Here is a 17755-nt window from a genome sequence, read left to right as displayed (position 1 = left end):
AAGAAGCCATGACGGCCACCGCAGACAAAAGAGCCCCGGGCCAGAGAACCCAAGGCTCTTTCGCCGGCTTGCTTCTCGCTACTCCGCGGCCTCGGCAGTGCGCAGGATGCGGGCGCGCGAGGCAAGCGCCTTTGTGGCGTCGACCGACTCCTGAGCTGTGTACCAATACCGCTCCTTCAACTCGATGTTGAACAGGACACCTTCCGGGAAGGTGCATTCGGCCATCAGGCTTTCCCAGGGAATATCGCCCCAGCCGACGGGAAGGTGGAGGTCGCCATGGCCGTAGGCGAGCCTTTCGCCATCGGTGAACATCCAGATGTCGTCCTGGCGGCCGAAGCTGTCATGGACGTGAAGATGCCGCGCATTGGGAGCGAGCGCCTTGATTTCCTCGACGAAATCGGTTCGGCGGCCGTCGAAGTCGAGCTTGAGATAGGCATGGCTGAAATCGAGCGTCGCCATCACGTTGGGATGGCCGATCGCCTGCAACTCGGCGGCAAGCCGTGCCGGCGAGGAGGCCAAAGCCTTTCCCTCGAAACCGGCGAACAGCGTCTCCACGCAAAGGATCAACCCGTGCTGGCGCGCTATCTCCCCGCCCCTCGCCAGCCATTCGCGCTGGCGCTCATAGGCGGCCTCGACACCGTCGCCTTGCTGGCTCCGCACCAGGCCGGAGTGAACCACATAGTTCTCGGCGCCGACTTCGGCGGCAACCTCCAGCGACGCCTCGAGCACTTCGAAGTGCCGAGGCAGCCGCCAGGCCTCGTCCATGAAATTGATCGCAAGCGGCCCGTGCACCGAGTAGGCCACGCCACGGCCGGCGCAGGCGCGCTTCAATGCCTCCAGTTGCGGGCGGCGAATGCGGCCGCCGATGACGATATCCATATCATAGGTCGGCAGCTCGATCGCCTCGACGCCAAGTCCTTCGATCATGTCGAGCTCAGCGCCGAAATCGGAGAGATCGTTCGCGCGTTTGTGGGCGGAAATGCCGGTGCCAGTGGTGCCGTTGGCAAGCATGCAATTGGTCCTTTCGGTGATGAGAGGGACGGTCCTGGAATCGGACCAGCCAGAAGGGACCGTGGCGCCACCCCATGTCAGCCATCTTACGAATCGATGACGTTTCCTTGAAACCGGTCAGGCGCACCGGCACCAAGAGAAGCTCGACATCAGCCGGCAAATGTCATTGAATCTTCACGAAGCTGTCGTCGGACGAGGAGATGCGCTTCATGATCAATGCTTTGCCCATTGGTTTCGTCGCAGTTTGCGCCGCCTTGTGGACGGCGCCGGTTTTTGGGGGCGAATTGACCTCGGCCCAAATCCGTGCCGAGCTCGTCGGGCGCTCCATGGGTTGGTGGGAGCAAAGCGGGTGGTTCCAGGGCCATATCCTGTTTTCCGCAGACGGCTCGGCCGAGATCACCGTCGATCACCCTAACGTCACGGGAGATCGTGGCCGCTGGTTCATCAAGGGCGACGAACTCTGCACCGAATGGGGCGAGATTCGTGCCGCCGAAAAATGCTATACGATCGAACGCGGCTCGGACGGCCGCTTCATCACAAGCGGCGGCAACATCTTCGAAATCCGTGAAACGGGCGTCTGACACTTTTTTGTCCGCGCCGTCATCCGGCGTTGGATTGTCGTCATACTGTCACGGGATCACAACGCGACTGTCATCCGATCTCACTAGGGAGGCCACGTAGCGGGCGTGGTGCTCGTGCCATCTTCCTGGGGAGACGACGAATGAAAAGACTGATCCTGGCCGCGACGGCGGCCACTGCGATGGCCTCCGGCGTTCAAGCCGCCGAGCGCACGAAGTTCGATTTCTGGTACGGGCTAACCGGCGATCTCGGCGAAGTCATCGCCAAGCAGTGTCAGCTCTTCAATGAAAGCCAGGACAAATACGAGGCGGTCTGCACGGGCCAGGGCGGCTACGACAAGGCCGAGCAGAACACGATCGCAGCCTACCGCGCCAAGCAGCAGCCGACGATCGTGCAAATCTACGATGCCGGCACGGTCAATTTCATGCTGTCCGGCGCGATCTACCCAGCCAACAAATTCGCCGAGGACAACGGCCTCGACATCGATTGGAAAGGCTATTTCCCGGGTATCGCCAATTACTACGCGACCTCGTCCGGCGAGATGTGGTCGTTCCCCTACAACTCTTCGACGGCAGTGTTTTATTGGAACAAGGACGCCTGGGCGAAGATCAGCAAGAGCGACGCTCCCAAGACCTGGGCCGAGCTCGGCGAGGATCTTAAGGCCTTGAAGGCAGCAGGCGTCGAATGCGGTTTCGCCGTGGACTTCGACCCATGGATGAATCTCGAGCAGTTCTCCGCCATCAACAACATTCCGGTCGCCTCCATGGACAATGGTTATGGCGGGCTGGGCGCGGAACTGGTCTTCAACGAGACCCCATTTGTCGACCACATGAAGGACTACAAGGCCTGGCTCGACGCAGGCTACGCCAGGATCCAGACCCGGCAGACCGGCAAGCCCCTCATCCAGGCCTTCGCGGATGGCACCTGCGCTTCCACCACCTCTTCGATCGCCAATCACGGCACAGTCAAGAACACCCAGGTCGAAGGCCTCAACTGGGATGTCGCGCCGCTCCCGGTGATCGACGCTTCCAAGCGAACCAATTCGATCGTCGGCGGCGCTTCCCTATGGATCATGGAGGGCAAGTCCAAGGAGGAGTACGAGGCGGCCGCAGCCTTCATGAAATACATCACCGCGCCGGATACTGGCGAAAAATACATCTCGGAGAACACCGGCTACATTCCCGTGACCACCAAGGGCTTCGAACTGCTCAAATCCGAAGGTTTCTACAACGACCCCAAGCACGCCGGCCGCGAGGTTGCGATTGAATCGCTTACCGCTTCGGAAGTCGGTCCGCTGTCGCGCGGTATCCGGCTGGGCAACTTCACCTCGATCCGCGCCGAAGTCGTCGCCGAGATCGAGGCTGCCTTCACCGGACAAAAGGACGTGCAGGCCGCCGTCGACGCTGCTGTCGAGCGCGGCAACCAGATCCTGCGCCGCTACGAGCAGACCTTCAAGGGCGCTGCCCTGCCCTGACCCCCGATCGGCAGCCGCGGGCACTGCTTCGGCAGTGCCCGTTTTTACAGGCGAAAGGCAAGGAGCTCCCGCTTGGAAAAGCGCGTCACCTTCTCCAATCTGTGGTTGGCCGCGGCTTTCATCGCGCCGCAGATCATCCTCATCTTCGTCTTCTTCTACTGGCCTACCGGAGAGGCTCTCTACTGGGCCGTCACCCTAGAGCCGCCCTTCGGCGGCGCCAACGAATGGGTCGGTTTTCAGAATTTCAGGAACGTCTTCGAGGATCCGAAGTATTGGGGTTCCGTTCGCGTGTCCCTGGCCTTCGCCTTCTTCGCCACCGCCCTTTCCCTGGCCATCGCCGCGATGCTCGCACTCTTCGTCGACCGCCGCTTGCCCGGCCACCAGCTTTATAAATTCACCTATTTCCTGCCTTATGCGCTCGCTGCTCCGGCCGTCGGCCTGGCGTTCCGCTTCATCTTCTCGCCGGAGGCCGGTCTCGTCTCGGCAATCAATCGGGTCTTCCCCGATCTCTGGAACCCGGCGCTCGACGGTAACGATGCCTTCATTCTGATCGTCCTGGCACAAGCCTGGATGATGGTCGGCTACAACTTCATCTTCTTCCTGGCGGCGCTCCAGTCGATCCCGCGCACCGTGACGGAAGCCGGCGCGATGGACGGCGCAGGGGTCCTACGCCGCATGTGGGACATCCAGTTGCCGCTGATCACGCCGACGCTGTTCTTCCTGATCGTCATCAACATCACCGACAGTTTCGTGAATTCCTTCGGCATCGTCGACATCACCACCGCCGGCGGTCCGGCACGCGCGACCGATCTCATGGTCTACAAGATCTATGCCGACGGCTTTCAGGGCAAGGACTACTCGCTCGCGGCCGCGCAATCGATCGTGCTGATGCTTCTGATCATCGCGCTGACCTTCGTCCAGTTCCGCTATGTCGAGCGGCGGGTGCACTACAGCTAGGGCGGGATGACAGCCATGATCGAACGCACGCCAATTCTCGATTTCCTGACCCATGCGCTGCTGATCTTCAGCCTCGCCGCCCTGCTTGTTCCGCTCTGGATCGTGTTCGTCGCCGCAACGCACGACTTCCAGACGGTCAACCAAGTGCCGATGCCGCTCCTGCCCGGCGGCCACTTCTTCGAGAATATCTCCGCTGCTTGGGACCGGGGCAATTTCGACCGGGTGATGCTCAATTCGCTCATCGTCGCGGGTGGCGTCACCGTCGGCAAGATCGTGATTGCGGCACTGTCGGCCTTCTCGATCGTCTATTTCAGCTATCGGCTGCGGATGGTCATGTTCTGGCTGATCTTCATCACCCTGATGCTGCCCTTGGAAGTGCGCATCGTTCCGACCTATGCCGTCGCCGCCGACGCATTGCGGCCGTTCCAGTCGATGCTGAACTTCATCGGCCTCGATATCGACCTGCCGCAGTGGAACCTGCTGAATTCCTATTCCGGCTTGATCCTGCCGCTGATCGCAACCGCGACGGGCACCTTCCTCTACCGGCAGTTCTTCCTGACCGTACCCGACGAATTGACCGAGGCCGCCAAGATGGATGGTGCGGGTCCGCTGCGCTTCTTCCTTGAAGTGCTGGTCCCGCTTTCCAAGACCAATATGGCCGCGTTGGCCACCATCATGTTCGTGTGGTCGTGGAACCAGTATCTCTGGCCGCTGCTCATCGTGACCGATCAGCAGAATTTCGCGACCGCGACCATGCAGCTTCAGAAGGTCGTGCCCGGCCCGTCTTTCGGCGAACCGCCGGTGTGGAATGTCGCGATGGCGGCCAATCTGATCGTGCTCACTCCTCCCGTGCTCGTGACCCTGCTTCTGCAGCGCTGGTTCGTGCGCGGTTTGATCCAGACCGACAAGTAAAGGAGGCCGTCATGGCTGATATCGCTCTTCGCGGCATTCGCAAGACCTATGGCAAGACCGAAGTCGTGCACGGTGTCGATCTCGACATTCCGCACGGCGAACTGGTCGTCATCCTGGGCCCATCGGGTTGTGGAAAGTCGACGCTGCTGAGGATGGTGGCGGGCCTCGAAGGCATAACCGCCGGCGACATCTCCATAGGCGGCCAAGTGGTCAATCGGCTGGAGCCACGCGAGCGTGGCTGCGCCATGGTGTTCCAGAATTATGCGCTCTATCCGCACATGACGGTCGCCCAGAACATCGGCTACTCGCTGAAGATCACGGGCGTGCCGAAGACTCAGCGCAACGAGAAGGTCGCCAAGGTCGCGGCCTCGCTCGGTCTTTCGGAATTCCTCGACCGCAAGCCCGGCCAGCTCTCCGGCGGCCAGCGCCAACGCGTCGCCATGGGCCGTGCCATGATCCGCGAGCCGAAGGTCTTCCTCTATGACGAGCCTTTGTCGAATCTCGATGCGCGGCTGCGCGTCGCCATGCGAGTCGAGATCCGCAAGCTTCACCAGCGTCTCGGCACCACCACGCTCTTCGTCACGCACGACCAGGTCGAGGCGATGACGCTCGCCGACCGGATCGTGGTGATGAACAAGGGCGTGGTCGAACAGGTCGGCACGCCCGCCGACGTCTATCAGCGCCCGGAGACGACCTATGTAGCGAGCTTCATCGGCACGCCGGGCCTCAATCTCCTGCCCGGTATCGTCGATATCGACACGGGCGTCATCACGCTCCGAGATGGCCAGCGTCTTGCCTACGACCGGCATCGCTGGCCTGATGTCGGCCATGGCCCGGCGATCGCCGGCTTCCGCGCCGAGGCCGTCAGCCTCGCGCCCAACGGCCTTTCCGGGCGCTTCGACTTCGCGGAGGAGCTCGGCTCCGCACAGCTCATCCACGGCACATTTGCCGGGGAAACCGTGATTGCTCACCTCGCGGATGCAGGCCATCTCTCGCCCGGGGACCCGTTGTCCTTCCATGTCGATCCCGGCAACATCCAGCTCTTCGACGCAGACAGCGGCTGGCGGCTGGCGGGCGAAGCGAGAGTGAAGGGCGAGGCCAGGAAGATTGCGCCCAGGCTGGTCACGGCCTGATTCACCGCATCAAGCGCCTGAATCAAGTCAACAGGAAACCCGGCGAACCATCCGGGATGATTCAGCATTCCTGGACGATGTCGCCTTATACCAACGGCCAATAAGATTGACCGTTCAGGCAGGCCCCTCATCTGCCTGCCGGCATCTTCTCCCCGTCCTTGGAAGGACGGGGAGAAGACCGCTTGTCGCCTCCGCTTTTGCCAATCGCCCGCCGTTGGCGACTGGCGAAACCCAAGCGGCCGTCGTCTCTCTCCCCGCGAATTCGCGGGGAGAGATGTCCGGCAGGACAGTGAGGGGCAACTCGCGACCGGTCAAAGATTAGCGCCCATGGTATTATCCGTGTTGCCGAGCAGCGTGCCGACGCAGTCCGCGACGTCATCCTGCCATGGCCGCGGTTCAACGCCGAACACGGTCTGGAAGCGCGAGACGTCGAGCCGGGAATTAGAGGGGCGAACGGCAGCGGTCTTGTATTCCGCCGTGGTGATTGGTGTCACCGCGGCGGTTGGCCCGCCGCGCTTCGCCGATTGACGGAAAATCTCTTCCGCGAACCCGGCCCAATCCGTGGCGCCTCCCGCGACGACATGGAAGATGCCACGCCAGTCGGTGCTTGTCGGATCAGCAAGGATATGCCGCGCGATCCCGGCAACCGCCGTCGCGAGAAACGCCGCGCTGGTCGGCGTGCCGTGCTGGTCCGAAACGACATTGATCGCGTCGCGCTCACCTGCCAGACGCAGCATCGTCTTGACGAAATTGCGTCCGAATGGGCTGTAGACCCAGGCAGTCCGGAGGATCGCATGCGCCGGGTTCGCGGCAGCGACCGCCTCTTCCCCCGCCAGTTTCGATCGGCCATAGGCGCCGAGCGGCCCGGCCTGGTCGTCTTCCCGGTAGGGGGTCGGCTTTGCGCCGGAGAAGACGTAATCCGTCGAAAAGTGGATGATCGGACACCCCATAGACGCCGCGGCCGAGGCAACATTGGCGGCGCCATCGCGATTGACCGCGAAGGCTTGCTTCAACTCGCTTTCAGCCTTGTCGACATCGGTAAAGGCGGCCGTATTGACCGCGATGTCGGGCCGCACGGAGGAAAAGGTGCGCTCGACCGATTCCCTGTCGGTGATGTCGAGATCCGGTCGTCCGAGAGCGACGATCTCCAAATCGGGCAAGTCGAGCGCGGCAAGTGCAAGTGCAACCTGCCCCTTGTTGCCTGTGACCAGGACACGCGAACGTACCTTCGCTGGGATCATTACCGGTCGATCCTCGCACCGGAAATCTCGGCGCCGGGAAGCCCGTTATAGCCGAAGCCCGTTTCGACATCGGCAAGAGTCGGCGCATCACGGTCCTTGTCGGAAAGGACGAAGGACGAAGCGACGGCCGGCCACTTCACTCCGATCGCCGGATCATCGAAGCGTATCGAACGCTCGTGTTCGGCCGAATAGAAATCCGTGACCTTGTAGATAACCTCCGTATCGGGCTCGAGCGTCAGGAAGCCATGGGCGAAGCCCTTCGGCACCAAGATCTGGTTCCACTTCTCGGCCGAGACGTGAAGCCCCACCCATCTCCCGAAGCTTGGCGAACCCTTGCGGATATCCACCACCACGTCGAAGATGGAACCGCGCACGACACGCACGAGCTTGGCTTGGGCACGCGGCGGCAGTTGGAAATGAAGCCCGCGCAAGGTGCCGGTGACGGCGGACAGCGAGTGATTGTCCTGCACGAAGGCTTCGCTGCCTCCCGGCACCTTCCGCAAGGCTTCGGCATTGTAGGTCTCGGAGAAGAAGCCGCGACGGTCTCCAAAACGCCTGGGAACGATCTCGAAGACGCCGTCGAGCGCCAGTGGGCGTATCTCCATAGGGAGCCTCCATCCGCGAAAAGCTTGCACAGCCAGACAGGCCGGCCTGCGCAAGACTATCGGATCGGCCCGCGAACCGAGAGGCAGCCATGTGGATGAGCTTAGGTCATCCTTCGTCCTTATCCTGGCAGCGCACCTGGACAACGCGGAGGTTGCGGGTCGGCGCGTCAGAGATCATTCGCCTGAGGCAGAATGACCAGATCGCGGATCGTGACGTTGCGCGGACGGGTGAGCATGAACATCACGGCTTCGGCCACTTCGACGGGCTCGATCAGGCCTCCAGCCGCGAGTTCGGCTTCGAGCTTGTCCTTCGGCCAGTCGCTGATCAACGCGGTGACGACCGGGCCGGGAAGCACGGCGCCCACGCGGATGGAGTGTTTGACCACCTGCCGGCGCACAGTGTGGACGAAGGCCTGCACGGCATGCTTCGACGCCGTATAGATCGGCTCCCAGACCACCGGAACGACGCCGGCGATCGAACTGGTGACGATAATGTCGCCGGTCTTGCGCTCCACCATGTGCGGCAGCACAGCGTGGACGCTGCGGAACACCGCATTGATGTTGAGGTTCAGCATGCGGTCCCAGGCATCGGGATCGCCGTCGATGATCTCGCCTCCGACATAGGAGCCCGCATTGGCGTGGAAGATGTCGAGCTGACCCGTCTTTTCCAAAATCGCCGGCATCATGTTTGCGACGCTCGACGGGACCGTCAGGTCGACCACGAGCGGGATGGCGTTCGGACCGAGTTCCGAACAGGCGGCTTTCAGCGCATCTTCCGCCCGGTCGATCAGGACCACGCGCGCGCCGGATGTGATCAAAGCTTTCGCGCATTCGAGACCGATCCCCGAAGCCGCCCCCGTGATCGCCGCTACCTTGCCGGCAATGCCCTGAGCCATTTTCACCTCTCCTCGCAAATCTTCTTTTCGTCTCGTCATGCCGCAAACAGATGCACGACTTTCGGGTCGAACTGGAATTCGACCGCGCTACCCGCCTCGAAGACTTCGTCCTGAGGGATCGCCGCCAGGGCCCGCTCGTTCGACACCGTCTCGAAGCTGACAATGGTTTCCGTGCCCAGCCGTTCGACCAGAGAGACAGTGCCCTTGACCTTGCCGGAGGGCCCGGCGGACGTTTCCCGTTTGAGATATTGCGGCCGCACGCCGAGCACTGCCCGGTCGCCGGGCGCGAAACCGTTTGCCTCGATCGCGACAGCGGGCACGATCGGCGATTCCACCGTAACTGCCTTGCCCGAGACACCAGTCACCTTCACATCGAGGAAGTTCATCCTGGGCGAGCCGATGAATCCTGCCACGAACTTGTTGGCGGGATTCTTGTAGAGGTCGATCGGCGCGCCGATCTGTTGCACGACTCCGCCTTCGAGCACGACGATCTTGTCGGCCAGCGTCATGGCCTCGACTTGATCGTGCGTGACATAGATCATCGTCGCGCCGAGATCCTTGTGCAGTTTGGCGATTTCCATGCGCATATCCATGCGCAATGCTGCGTCGAGGTTCGAAAGTGGTTCATCGAACAGGAAGACGGTCGGCTTGCGGATGATCGCGCGGCCGATGGCGACGCGTTGGCGCTGTCCGCCGGAAAGCTGGCTCGGCTTGCGATCGAGAAGCTGCTCCAGCTTCAGGATGCGAGCGGCCTCTCGAACGCGCGCCTCGATCTCGTTCTTCGGCGTTTTATTCAGCGTGAGGCCGAAGCTCATATTGTCGTAGACGGTGAGGTGCGGGTAGAGCGCATAGGACTGGAATACCATCGCTATGCCCCGCTCCCTGGGCTCCATGTCATTGCAGCGTTTTCCGTCGATGAAGAGATCGCCGGCCGAGATGTCCTCCAACCCCGCGATCATGCGCAGCAAGGTCGACTTGCCGCAGCCCGAGGGGCCCACGAAGACGACGAATTCGCCATCGGCGATGTCGAGGTCGACGCCCCTGATCACATCGACAGGGCCGAATTTCTTCTCGAGTTTCGCTAGCTTTAGGCCGGCCATATCATTGCTCCCGGTGCGTGATGTCGCGAACTGATCGCGCGGTGGCCTGCAAGGCCTCGAACGCGGCGAACCGCCGGTCGTGTGTCTTGGCGATCGCGCCCGTTGCCGGCTGGAATATTTCGCCGATGGAGGACATCGCGCTCATCGCGGCCTCAAGGTCCCGGAACGCGCCGCCCGCGACCGCGCCGAGCATGGCGGAGCCCAGCAGCACCGGCTCCGGCTGGCGCGATGTCGCAACCGGAACGCTCGTGCAATCCGCGAGGAGCTGACGGATCAGCGGATGGCGTCCCGCGCCGCCACTGAGCGCCAGCGTGTCGATCTTCGCACCCTTGGCCCTGCTTGCGACGATGATTTGACGCAGCCCGTAACCTATGCCGAGAACTCCCGCCACGTAGAGTGCGACCAGACTGCGCAAGTCGCGCTCCATGCCCAGGCCGGCAATGATCGCACGCGCACCGGGGTCCGCATGCGGCGAGCGATTCCCGAGAAAATCCGGCACGACGATGAGATCGCCTGCAAGGTGAACGGCATCGGACGGTGAAGGGAGCCCCTCGCGCGCCAGATCGGCCAGCAGTTCCGGCAGCGAAATGCCTCGAGCGGCAGCCTTCTCCCGCGCTTCAGAGGTTGCTGGATGAAGCGACACGATCTGGTCGATCGCGGCTCCCGCGCTCGACTGGCCACCTTCGCTCAACCACAGCCCGGGCACCATCGCGGAAAAATAGGGTCCCCAGACGCCGGGGATAAAGACAGGTTCGGTGCTGCTTGCCATCGTGCAGGCGGACGTCCCGAACACATAAGCCATGCGGGCGAGCGCGGAGCCCTCGTCTCCCTTCGCACCGACCGAACCGACGCCGCCGGCATGGGCGTCGATCAGTGCCGCACCAACCGGCGTTCCAGGCTTCAGGCCAAGATCCCGCGCGGCATCCGCCGTGAGGCCGTCGCCGAGCGGCCGGCCGGCGGGAACGATCTCGGTTCCGATGCGGACGAATTTCTGATCGGCCAGATCGCCCAGCCCGATCTGTCGGAAATAGCTTTCGTCCCATCGCTTCTCGTGGGCGAGATAGGTCCATTTGCAGGTGACGGTGCAGATCGAGCGGGCGAGACTGCCCGTGGCACGCCAGGTGAGGAAGTCGGGCAGGTCGAAGAACTGCCATGCCGATGCATAGGCGTCCGGCAGATTTTCCCTTAGCCAGAGAAGCTTCGGAGTTTCCATCTCGGGCGATATGACGCCTCCGACATAGTCGAGGACGCGATGGCCCGTCTTGTTGATGCGTCGCGCCTGTTCGGCGGCGCGATGGTCCATCCATACGATGATGTTGCGGCTGGCGTCTCCATGCGGGCCGACGGCCACCGGCGCGCCGTTCTTGCCGAGCACCACCAGCGAGCATGTGGCGTCGAAACCTATGCCGGCAATGTCGTCACCATCCGCCTTCGCCGACGCGACCGCTTCCCGGACGCTGTCGCAGACCGCGCGCCAGATGTTCTCACTCGACTGCTCGGCGATGTCCGGGCCGTCCTGATAGAGCGCGATGTCACGCTTGGCTGTCGAAACCATCGCGCCGTCGCGACCGAAGACGCCTGCGCGAGCGCTCCCGGTACCGACATCGATGCCGATGAAATAGTTTCGCCTCATGCGCCGTGTCCGCCTCCTGGGGCGGCCTCCTGAATGATTCGGAAATCTCTCGAAGATCCCGGCCGACAGCTCGGCCGGGATCTTCGATCTCAGGCGGCCGTTTCCAGATCGCCCGGCATTGCCCTGCTTCCATCCGGATTGCGCAGATAGACGCCGCGTTCCAGCTGTTGCCGGCGCAGTTCCTGGACGTCGATGTCGGCCGGGGCACGATTGCCACGAACCGAAATCTTGGCCGCGCGGCCCGCCGCCTCCCCCATCGCCATGCAGGTCGCCATTACCCGGATCGCGCCCATCGCCTCGTGTGTGGCCGAGATGCTCCTGCCCGCGACCAGCAGGTTCGAGATCCTGTTCGGGACGAGCGAGCGATAGGGAATGTCGTAGCAGTCGCCGCACCAGATGAGCGTGCACCCGTCATCCGCCGGTCGGTGGATGTCGATCGGATAGCTCGCAACGGCGATGGCATCGTCGAAATGGCGGCAGGACAGCACGTCCTCCTGCGTCATGACATATTGGCCGACAATGCGACGCGTCTCGCGGATGCCCAGGAAAGGCGCGGTCTTGGTGAAGTAGGCGTTCTCGAAACCAGGCACATAGTTGACGAGGTAGGTGATGATGTCGTCGATCTGGGCCCGGCCCTCGATCTCGCCTTTGGTGAGGCTGCGTGCATCCGTGCCGTCGGTATCCTTGACGCGCGTCATGTTGATCCAGACCTCGCCCTTCTTCAGGCCGGTGATGATGATCGTGCGCTCATTGGGAATCTGGAGGCCGCGTTCTTCCTTGGCCTTGGCCATCAACTCGCGAAGCCCGACGACGATGAACTGATGATTTTGGCCGAAATATTCGGCAGGGATGAAGTCGGTCAGATAGGTGCGCGCCGCCGGGGGCGCATTCGCGATGCTCAGGCGCAGCTTATCGGTGTCGACTCCGCCGAGGCAGAACATCAACGTCGGCGGCTGCATGCCGCCGTTGGCGTTGCCCTTCTCCGTAGGCACGCCGGCGCGGTAGGCGACGTCCGCGTCGCCCGTGCAGTCGATGACGACCTTGGCGAGGACGGCGCTACGTCCGCTCTTGCTCTCGATAATGATGCCTCTGACCGTATCGTTCTCTACGATGGCGCCGGCGAAGAAGGTGTAGAACAGGACGTCGACGCCGGCCTCGGTCAGCATCTCGAGGGCCACCGTCTTCACCGCCTCCGGCTCGACCAAGGTGATGCCCATGTGCAGAGGACAGGGACGATGCTCGCTCGCGCCATCTCGTTCGCTGCGCAGCCGCGAGATGAATTTCTGCGGCAAGCCGTCGATGATCTGGTTGCCCTTCTGGCCGAGGAAGCCGAGCACGGGCAAGCCGATCGTCATGTTGCCGCCCAAGAAGCTGCGGCTTTCGATCAGCCCGACGCGCAGGCCGTCCTCGGCGGCGGCAAGCGCGGCCGTCAGGCCGGAGGGACCGCCGCCGACGACCAGCACGTCGTAGTCGGCGGAAACGGGAATGGTACGTGCAGGCTCCTCGATCGAGCGGACTGCGGAAGGGGACATGGATCGGATCCTCTGATTGTCGTTCTGAGCGGCTGCCGGGCGTCTCGTCCGGCAGCCGTTGCATTTCAGGCTGGCATCAGCGGCGTGACGCGCTCGATGATGGCGGCGACCGCCTCGTTGACCGGCTTGCGGCCGAGAACGGCAAGCTGCACCTCTTCGAGCATGATGCCCTGGGCGCGCGCGGCCTCCGGGAAGGGCGGAAAGGCGCCCCGCGCGCCGGCCAGAACCTTGGCCTCGATCTCGGCCAACGGATTCTTGGCGATGAGGTCGGGATTGGAATAAGTCGAGACACGCACGGGGCCGTTGCCGTTGAGCGCCATGCCGAGCGTCACGCGCTTGCTGGCCACCTCCTTGATGAAGCTCCAGGCGAGCTCCTTGTCGCTGGCATTCTTGGGGATCACCATTGCCCAGGCCTCCACGACGGACGACATCGGCGTCGTGCCCTTCAAATTCGCCGAGACAGGAAATTCGATCGCCTTGATCTTGCCCGGATAGCGGCTCTGTTCGGGATTGTTGAGTTGGGCGTGGCGGGCGAAGGGAAGAACGGTGAAAGCGGCGCGGCCTTGCTGGATCCACGTGACCTGGTCGTCGTTCTTGGTGGTGGCATAGCTGCGCGGCAGCGCGCCGGCCTCGAACATGTCCCTGAGAACGGAAAGCCCCGTCTCCATCGCCTCGGGTTTCGGAACGAGCTTGAAGTCTCCGTCGATGAAATCGCCGCCGAAGGCGCGAGCGAACATCACCGGGAAGACCGCCAGATCGCTGGCGAGCACCATACCGACGACGGGCGTTCCCGCCGACGAAGTGAAGGTGAGCTTCTTTGCTTGCTCTACCAGTTCTTCCAGCGTTGTCGGGGGAGCACCGATGCCGGCTTCTTCAAGCAGCGCTTCGTTATAAAACAGTCCCTGCGTCGCGTGGCGAACCGGGATGCCGATGAGATTGCCGTCGACGGTCATGCCTTTGACCAGGCCGGGCGCGATGTCGTCGAACTCCTCGATCGGATCCTTCGCGAGATAGTCGCCGAGCGGCTCGAACAGGGCCGCGATCTGAGAGGTCGGCCTGTTATCGATCATGTAGCCGACGCTGTAATCGGTCGAGCCTAGGCTCGCCTCCCGGAAAAGGCGATCCTGCAGCGGGTTGGAATCGAAAGTCGTCCAGGAGACGTCGGCGTCCTTGGACGATTTCCAATCCGCGAGAAGATCGTTTCCGCCATCGCCGAGCACGGTCTGGTGGACCTTGTGGCTCAAGACGTTCACCGTCTTCGAAGCGGCGAAGGACGGTCCCGCGGCAAGCGCCGCGGCGCCGCCCAACGCGGTGCCGAGAAATCCTCGGCGGGTCAATGCGAATGTGTTGGCTTTGTACTGCATGTTTACCTCCCTGTCTGCGGTCGAACTAACCCTTGGTCGCGCCGGACGTCAGGCCGGCGACGAGATAACGGTTCATGAAGATGACGAAGAGCAGCACCGGCGCGAGTTGCACGGTTGATGCGGCGAAGAGAATGCCCCAGTCGATACCGTCGATCGAGCCGATCATCTCGGAGATGACAAGCGGCGCCGTCTTGGCACGCGTCGAGGTGAAGATGAAGGCGAAGAGGAATTCGTTCCAGGCGAACACCACGACGAAGACGGCGACGGCGAGGATGCCGGGCGCGGCCAGCGGCACGATCACGCGTCTGAGGACGGTGAGGCGGCCGGCGCCGTCGATCTGTGCCGCCTCGTCCAGTTCACGGGGAATCTGGTCGATGAAGGTGCGCATCAAGACCGTACCCAGCGAGACGAAGAACGTCGCGTAGAGCACTATCAGCACGATGTGCGTATCGTTGAGCTGCATCGCATTGACGATCGGAAACAGCGGAAGCGTCACGACGATCGGCGGGATCAAACGTACCACGATCAGGAAGATCACGCTGCCGTTGAGCAGGCGGCTGTTGTTGCGCGAGTAGACATAGCCGGCGCAGGTGCAGGCGATGACGGCGAGCGCGGTCGCGCCGGCCGTGATGAAGGTGCTGTTGAGGAGCCCGTCGAAGAACATCCCCCAGCGCTCCCAGAGGGAAACGTAGTGCTGGAAAGTCGGCGTGAAGACGTATCGCGGCGGCACGGCGAAGATGTCCTGACCGGGCTTCAGCGACGACATCACGATGAATGCGATCGGGAATAGCGACCACAGGAGGATGGCGGCGACAGCGACGGTCTTGCCCGCCTTTGTAATGAAGCTACGCTTTCGCATCGGCGGCCACCTGTCTGCGGAGGATGAACACATAGCCGGCGCCGAGCAGCAGCGAGGCGAGCACCATGATCCAGGCGGTCGCGGCGGCAGTGCCGAAAGCGTTGTAGCTGAAGGCCTCCTGATAGAGATAGACCGCGACGACCTCGGTCGACCGGGCGGGACCGCCCTGCGTCAGCAGCCATACCTCGGAAAAGATGCGGAAAGCGAAGATGTAGCGGAAGAGAAGTGCAACGATGATGGCCGGCCCGAGCAGCGGGAGCGTGACGCGCCTGAAGGCCTGCCACGGCGTTGCGCCGTCGATGCGCGCCGCTTCGTAGAGATCGGCGGGGATCGCCAGACGTGCCGCATAAAGGATAATGAAGGTGAAGGGCAGATGGAGCCAGATCGTCAGCAGCGCGATCAGGATCATCGCGTGGGTGGGCTCGAACGACCAATCGAGGATCGGCAGGCCCAGGGACTGCAATGCCAGCGTCACCGGCCCCACGTCGGGATCGAAGAGGAACCGCCACATGACGACCGCGATCACCTCGCTGACCGCATAGGGCGCAAGAACGGCGACAAGGAGAAAGCGACGGAACGGCAGGCCGCTCGCAAAGAGAAGAGCCACACCGAGCCCGACTGCCAGCTCGAGATGCACCGCCACGACCACGAGTACGACCGTGTTCCAGAGCGCATTCCTGAATGCGGGATCGGTGACGGTGTCGATGTAGTTCTGCAAGCCGACGAAGGACGGCGCCTGCCCGAAACTGGATGTGTTGAGACTGAGCCAGATCACATAGATCGACGGCACCACGATCACGCTCAGGATCAGGATGTGAACCGGCGCGAGCAAGGGTACGATGCTGGCGATATTTCTTGTACGCAAATGGTTCCTCCCGGCCGTGGCTGGTCTCGCGTCTGGTCGCCGCTCAGGTCGCAGCTTTCGCGACGGTTGTCTTTTCGGTTTCTTGCGCCAGCGGCCCGTCGGCGGGCTGGACGGAGTCCCGCACCTGCAGGCTTACCTTCAGCGCCGCCTGCTGCGGTGCCGAACCGTCTCCCGACATGCGCAGGCGCAGGCGCTCCCACACGAGTTGGGCCATTTCCTCGATGGGTTGGCGGATCGCGGTCAGAGCGGTCTTGCGCGCGCTCATCCAGGGATAGTCGTCGAAGGCGATTACCGAGACGGAGTCCGGAATGTCCATCCGGTGCCTCGCAAGCGCCGACAACACGCTCAGCGTCGTGACGTTGGTGAGACCGATGACCGCGAAGGGATGGCGGTTGTCTTCAAGCCATCGGGCGAAGATCTCCGCGCCACGCTCGCCATTGGAACCGAGTTCGACGACGGTCGGCTCCTGGCCGATGCTCGACCGGACCGCCTCGGCAATTCCCCTGACACGCTCGCGGATCGGCGAGATTGCCAGGTTGGAAGCGGCGACCACAATCCGACGATGGCCGAACTCGACGAGATGCCGCGCGGCGATACAGCCGGCTTCGTGATTGTCGATGGCGACGGTGTCCACGAAGGAGCCCCCTGGCCCGACACGGTCGGCAAAGACCATCGGAAGACGACCCGCTTGTTCAAGCAGCACATCGGGCGCGGTATCGGAGCAAGGCACGGCGATGAGACCCGACGGGCGCCAGCCAAGCAGCGCGCGCAACCGCGACTGTTCGAGCTCAGTGTCATCGCGGGAGCTGGCGACGATCACGTCGTAGCGATCCTGCATCGCCAGCACTTCTATGCGCGAGACCAGAGAGGTGAAGAACACGTCGTCGAGGTCGGGCACGAGGACGCCGACCACGCGCGCCTGGCCGGAGCGCAATTGCGAGGCGGCGCGATCCATTTGGTAAGACAGGTCGCGCGCCGCCTTCTCGACCCGCTCGCGCAGGTTCGCATTCACCGGCTTGGTGCCGCTGAACACATTCGACACCGTCGCGATCGAAACGCCCGCCTTGGCGGCGACGTCCTTGATTGTGACTCTCTTGCGATCCATCTCGCCTGCGAGCAAGCTGTTAAACGTTTTACTGTAAAACGTTTAACAGCCGTAGCGAGACGAAGCAAGCACCGATCTTCGTGCGGTGGATAAAATAGCCAAGATCATGAAATCTGGCGTCTTCAAAGCCGGCTTTCACCGCTCAACTGCTCCGTCGACTCCGGTGCTCTGTGGCGGTCCTGCCTGCCGCGACGTTACCCCCGAAGGGGTGCGTCCGCATTTCGTGCCATCATACCAACGGCCACTAAGATTGACCGTTCGGGCAGCGTATTCTCCCCGTTAAGGACGGAGAAAAGACCGCTTGTCGTCTCAACTCCAATCGTCCGCGGTGGGCGATTGGCGAAACCCCAGCGGCCGTCGTCTCTCTCCTCGGTCGCGGCTATAGGATTCACGCATCTCGGGCGGTACGGTAGAATCGGATGATGGCTGCTGTCACTGCCGTTCGGCCACTTCGTTCTGCACCGTTGGGTGGGTCGCCCACACGGAACG

Annotated in this window: 16 protein-coding genes; 5 read left to right on the top strand and 11 right to left on the bottom strand. The window is 62.7% G+C overall.

What is annotated here, in order from left to right; all coding sequences use genetic code 11:
- Window positions 1-78: 78 nt before the first annotated feature.
- Window positions 79-1011 (bottom strand): sugar phosphate isomerase/epimerase family protein, encoded by a 933-nt coding sequence (locus ACCO56_RS08445; protein ID WP_433639528.1) that lies wholly within the window; start codon window positions 1009-1011, stop codon window positions 79-81.
- Window positions 1012-1220: 209 nt separating this feature from the next.
- Here ACCO56_RS08445 and ACCO56_RS08440 point away from each other — a divergent pair, with 209 nt between their 5' ends.
- From ACCO56_RS08440 to ugpC, 5 genes are all read left to right on the top strand, one after another.
- Complete coding sequence (locus ACCO56_RS08440; RefSeq protein ID WP_433639526.1) at window positions 1221-1592, top strand: hypothetical protein; 372 nt, start codon at window positions 1221-1223, stop codon at window positions 1590-1592.
- A gap of 140 nt (window positions 1593-1732) precedes the next feature.
- Window positions 1733-3064 carry an extracellular solute-binding protein gene (locus ACCO56_RS08435; RefSeq protein WP_433639524.1) on the top strand — a complete coding sequence of 444 codons (1332 nt, stop codon included), beginning with the start codon at window positions 1733-1735 and terminating at the stop codon, window positions 3062-3064.
- A gap of 72 nt (window positions 3065-3136) precedes the next feature.
- Complete coding sequence (locus ACCO56_RS08430; RefSeq protein WP_433639521.1) at window positions 3137-4021, top strand: carbohydrate ABC transporter permease; 885 nt, start codon at window positions 3137-3139, stop codon at window positions 4019-4021.
- 15 nt (window positions 4022-4036) lie between these two features.
- Window positions 4037-4933 carry an ABC transporter permease subunit gene (locus ACCO56_RS08425; protein WP_433639519.1) on the top strand — a complete coding sequence of 299 codons (897 nt, stop codon included), beginning with the start codon at window positions 4037-4039 and terminating at the stop codon, window positions 4931-4933.
- Between the two features lie 11 nt (window positions 4934-4944).
- Window positions 4945-6066, top strand: coding sequence for a sn-glycerol-3-phosphate ABC transporter ATP-binding protein UgpC (gene ugpC / locus ACCO56_RS08420; RefSeq protein WP_433639517.1), 1122 nt, complete (start codon window positions 4945-4947; stop codon window positions 6064-6066).
- A 311-nt stretch (window positions 6067-6377) separates the two neighbouring features.
- Here the strand turns inward: ugpC and rfbD are convergent, their stop codons facing one another.
- The 10 genes from rfbD to ACCO56_RS08370 all read right to left on the bottom strand — a co-directional run bounded on the left by rfbD (window position 6378) and on the right by ACCO56_RS08370 (window position 17266).
- Window positions 6378-7307: a dTDP-4-dehydrorhamnose reductase gene (rfbD, locus tag ACCO56_RS08415; RefSeq protein WP_433639514.1), complete on the bottom strand. Its 930-nt coding sequence runs from the start codon at window positions 7305-7307 to the stop codon at window positions 6378-6380.
- Window positions 7307-7912, bottom strand: a complete 606-nt coding sequence (gene rfbC / locus ACCO56_RS08410) for a dTDP-4-dehydrorhamnose 3,5-epimerase (RefSeq protein WP_433639513.1) — start codon at window positions 7910-7912, stop codon at window positions 7307-7309. Before rfbC ends, rfbD begins: the two co-directional genes overlap by 1 nt.
- A 167-nt stretch (window positions 7913-8079) precedes the next feature.
- Complete coding sequence (locus ACCO56_RS08405; protein WP_433639511.1) at window positions 8080-8808, bottom strand: SDR family oxidoreductase; 729 nt, start codon at window positions 8806-8808, stop codon at window positions 8080-8082.
- Between the two features lie 35 nt (window positions 8809-8843).
- On the bottom strand, window positions 8844-9908 hold the full coding sequence (locus ACCO56_RS08400) for an ABC transporter ATP-binding protein (protein WP_433639509.1): 1065 nt from the start codon (window positions 9906-9908) through the stop codon (window positions 8844-8846).
- Window position 9909: 1 nt separating this feature from the next.
- Window positions 9910-11541 carry an FGGY-family carbohydrate kinase gene (locus tag ACCO56_RS08395; RefSeq protein ID WP_433639508.1) on the bottom strand — a complete coding sequence of 544 codons (1632 nt, stop codon included), beginning with the start codon at window positions 11539-11541 and terminating at the stop codon, window positions 9910-9912.
- Window positions 11542-11630: 89 nt separating this feature from the next.
- The gene (locus ACCO56_RS08390; RefSeq protein WP_433639505.1) at window positions 11631-13073 is read right to left on the bottom strand and encodes an FAD-dependent oxidoreductase; all 1443 of its coding nucleotides are present in this window, start codon (window positions 13071-13073) and stop codon (window positions 11631-11633) included.
- A gap of 65 nt (window positions 13074-13138) precedes the next feature.
- Window positions 13139-14437: an ABC transporter substrate-binding protein gene (locus ACCO56_RS08385; protein WP_433639503.1), complete on the bottom strand. Its 1299-nt coding sequence runs from the start codon at window positions 14435-14437 to the stop codon at window positions 13139-13141.
- A gap of 25 nt (window positions 14438-14462) precedes the next feature.
- Complete coding sequence (locus ACCO56_RS08380; RefSeq protein ID WP_433639501.1) at window positions 14463-15296, bottom strand: carbohydrate ABC transporter permease; 834 nt, start codon at window positions 15294-15296, stop codon at window positions 14463-14465.
- On the bottom strand, window positions 15283-16161 hold the full coding sequence (locus ACCO56_RS08375) for a carbohydrate ABC transporter permease (protein WP_433639499.1): 879 nt from the start codon (window positions 16159-16161) through the stop codon (window positions 15283-15285). The genes ACCO56_RS08380 and ACCO56_RS08375 overlap by 14 nt, the downstream gene beginning before the upstream one ends.
- Window positions 16162-16204: 43 nt before the next feature.
- On the bottom strand, window positions 16205-17266 hold the full coding sequence (locus tag ACCO56_RS08370) for a LacI family DNA-binding transcriptional regulator (RefSeq protein ID WP_433639497.1): 1062 nt from the start codon (window positions 17264-17266) through the stop codon (window positions 16205-16207).
- Window positions 17267-17755 lie beyond the last annotated feature (489 nt).

Source organism: Mesorhizobium sp. 1B3 (genome assembly GCF_050958605.1).
Classification (GTDB): Bacteria; Pseudomonadota; Alphaproteobacteria; order Rhizobiales; family Rhizobiaceae.
The sequence above is the reverse complement of the archived record's forward strand: the minus strand, read 5'-3'. Positions and strand labels throughout refer to the sequence as shown.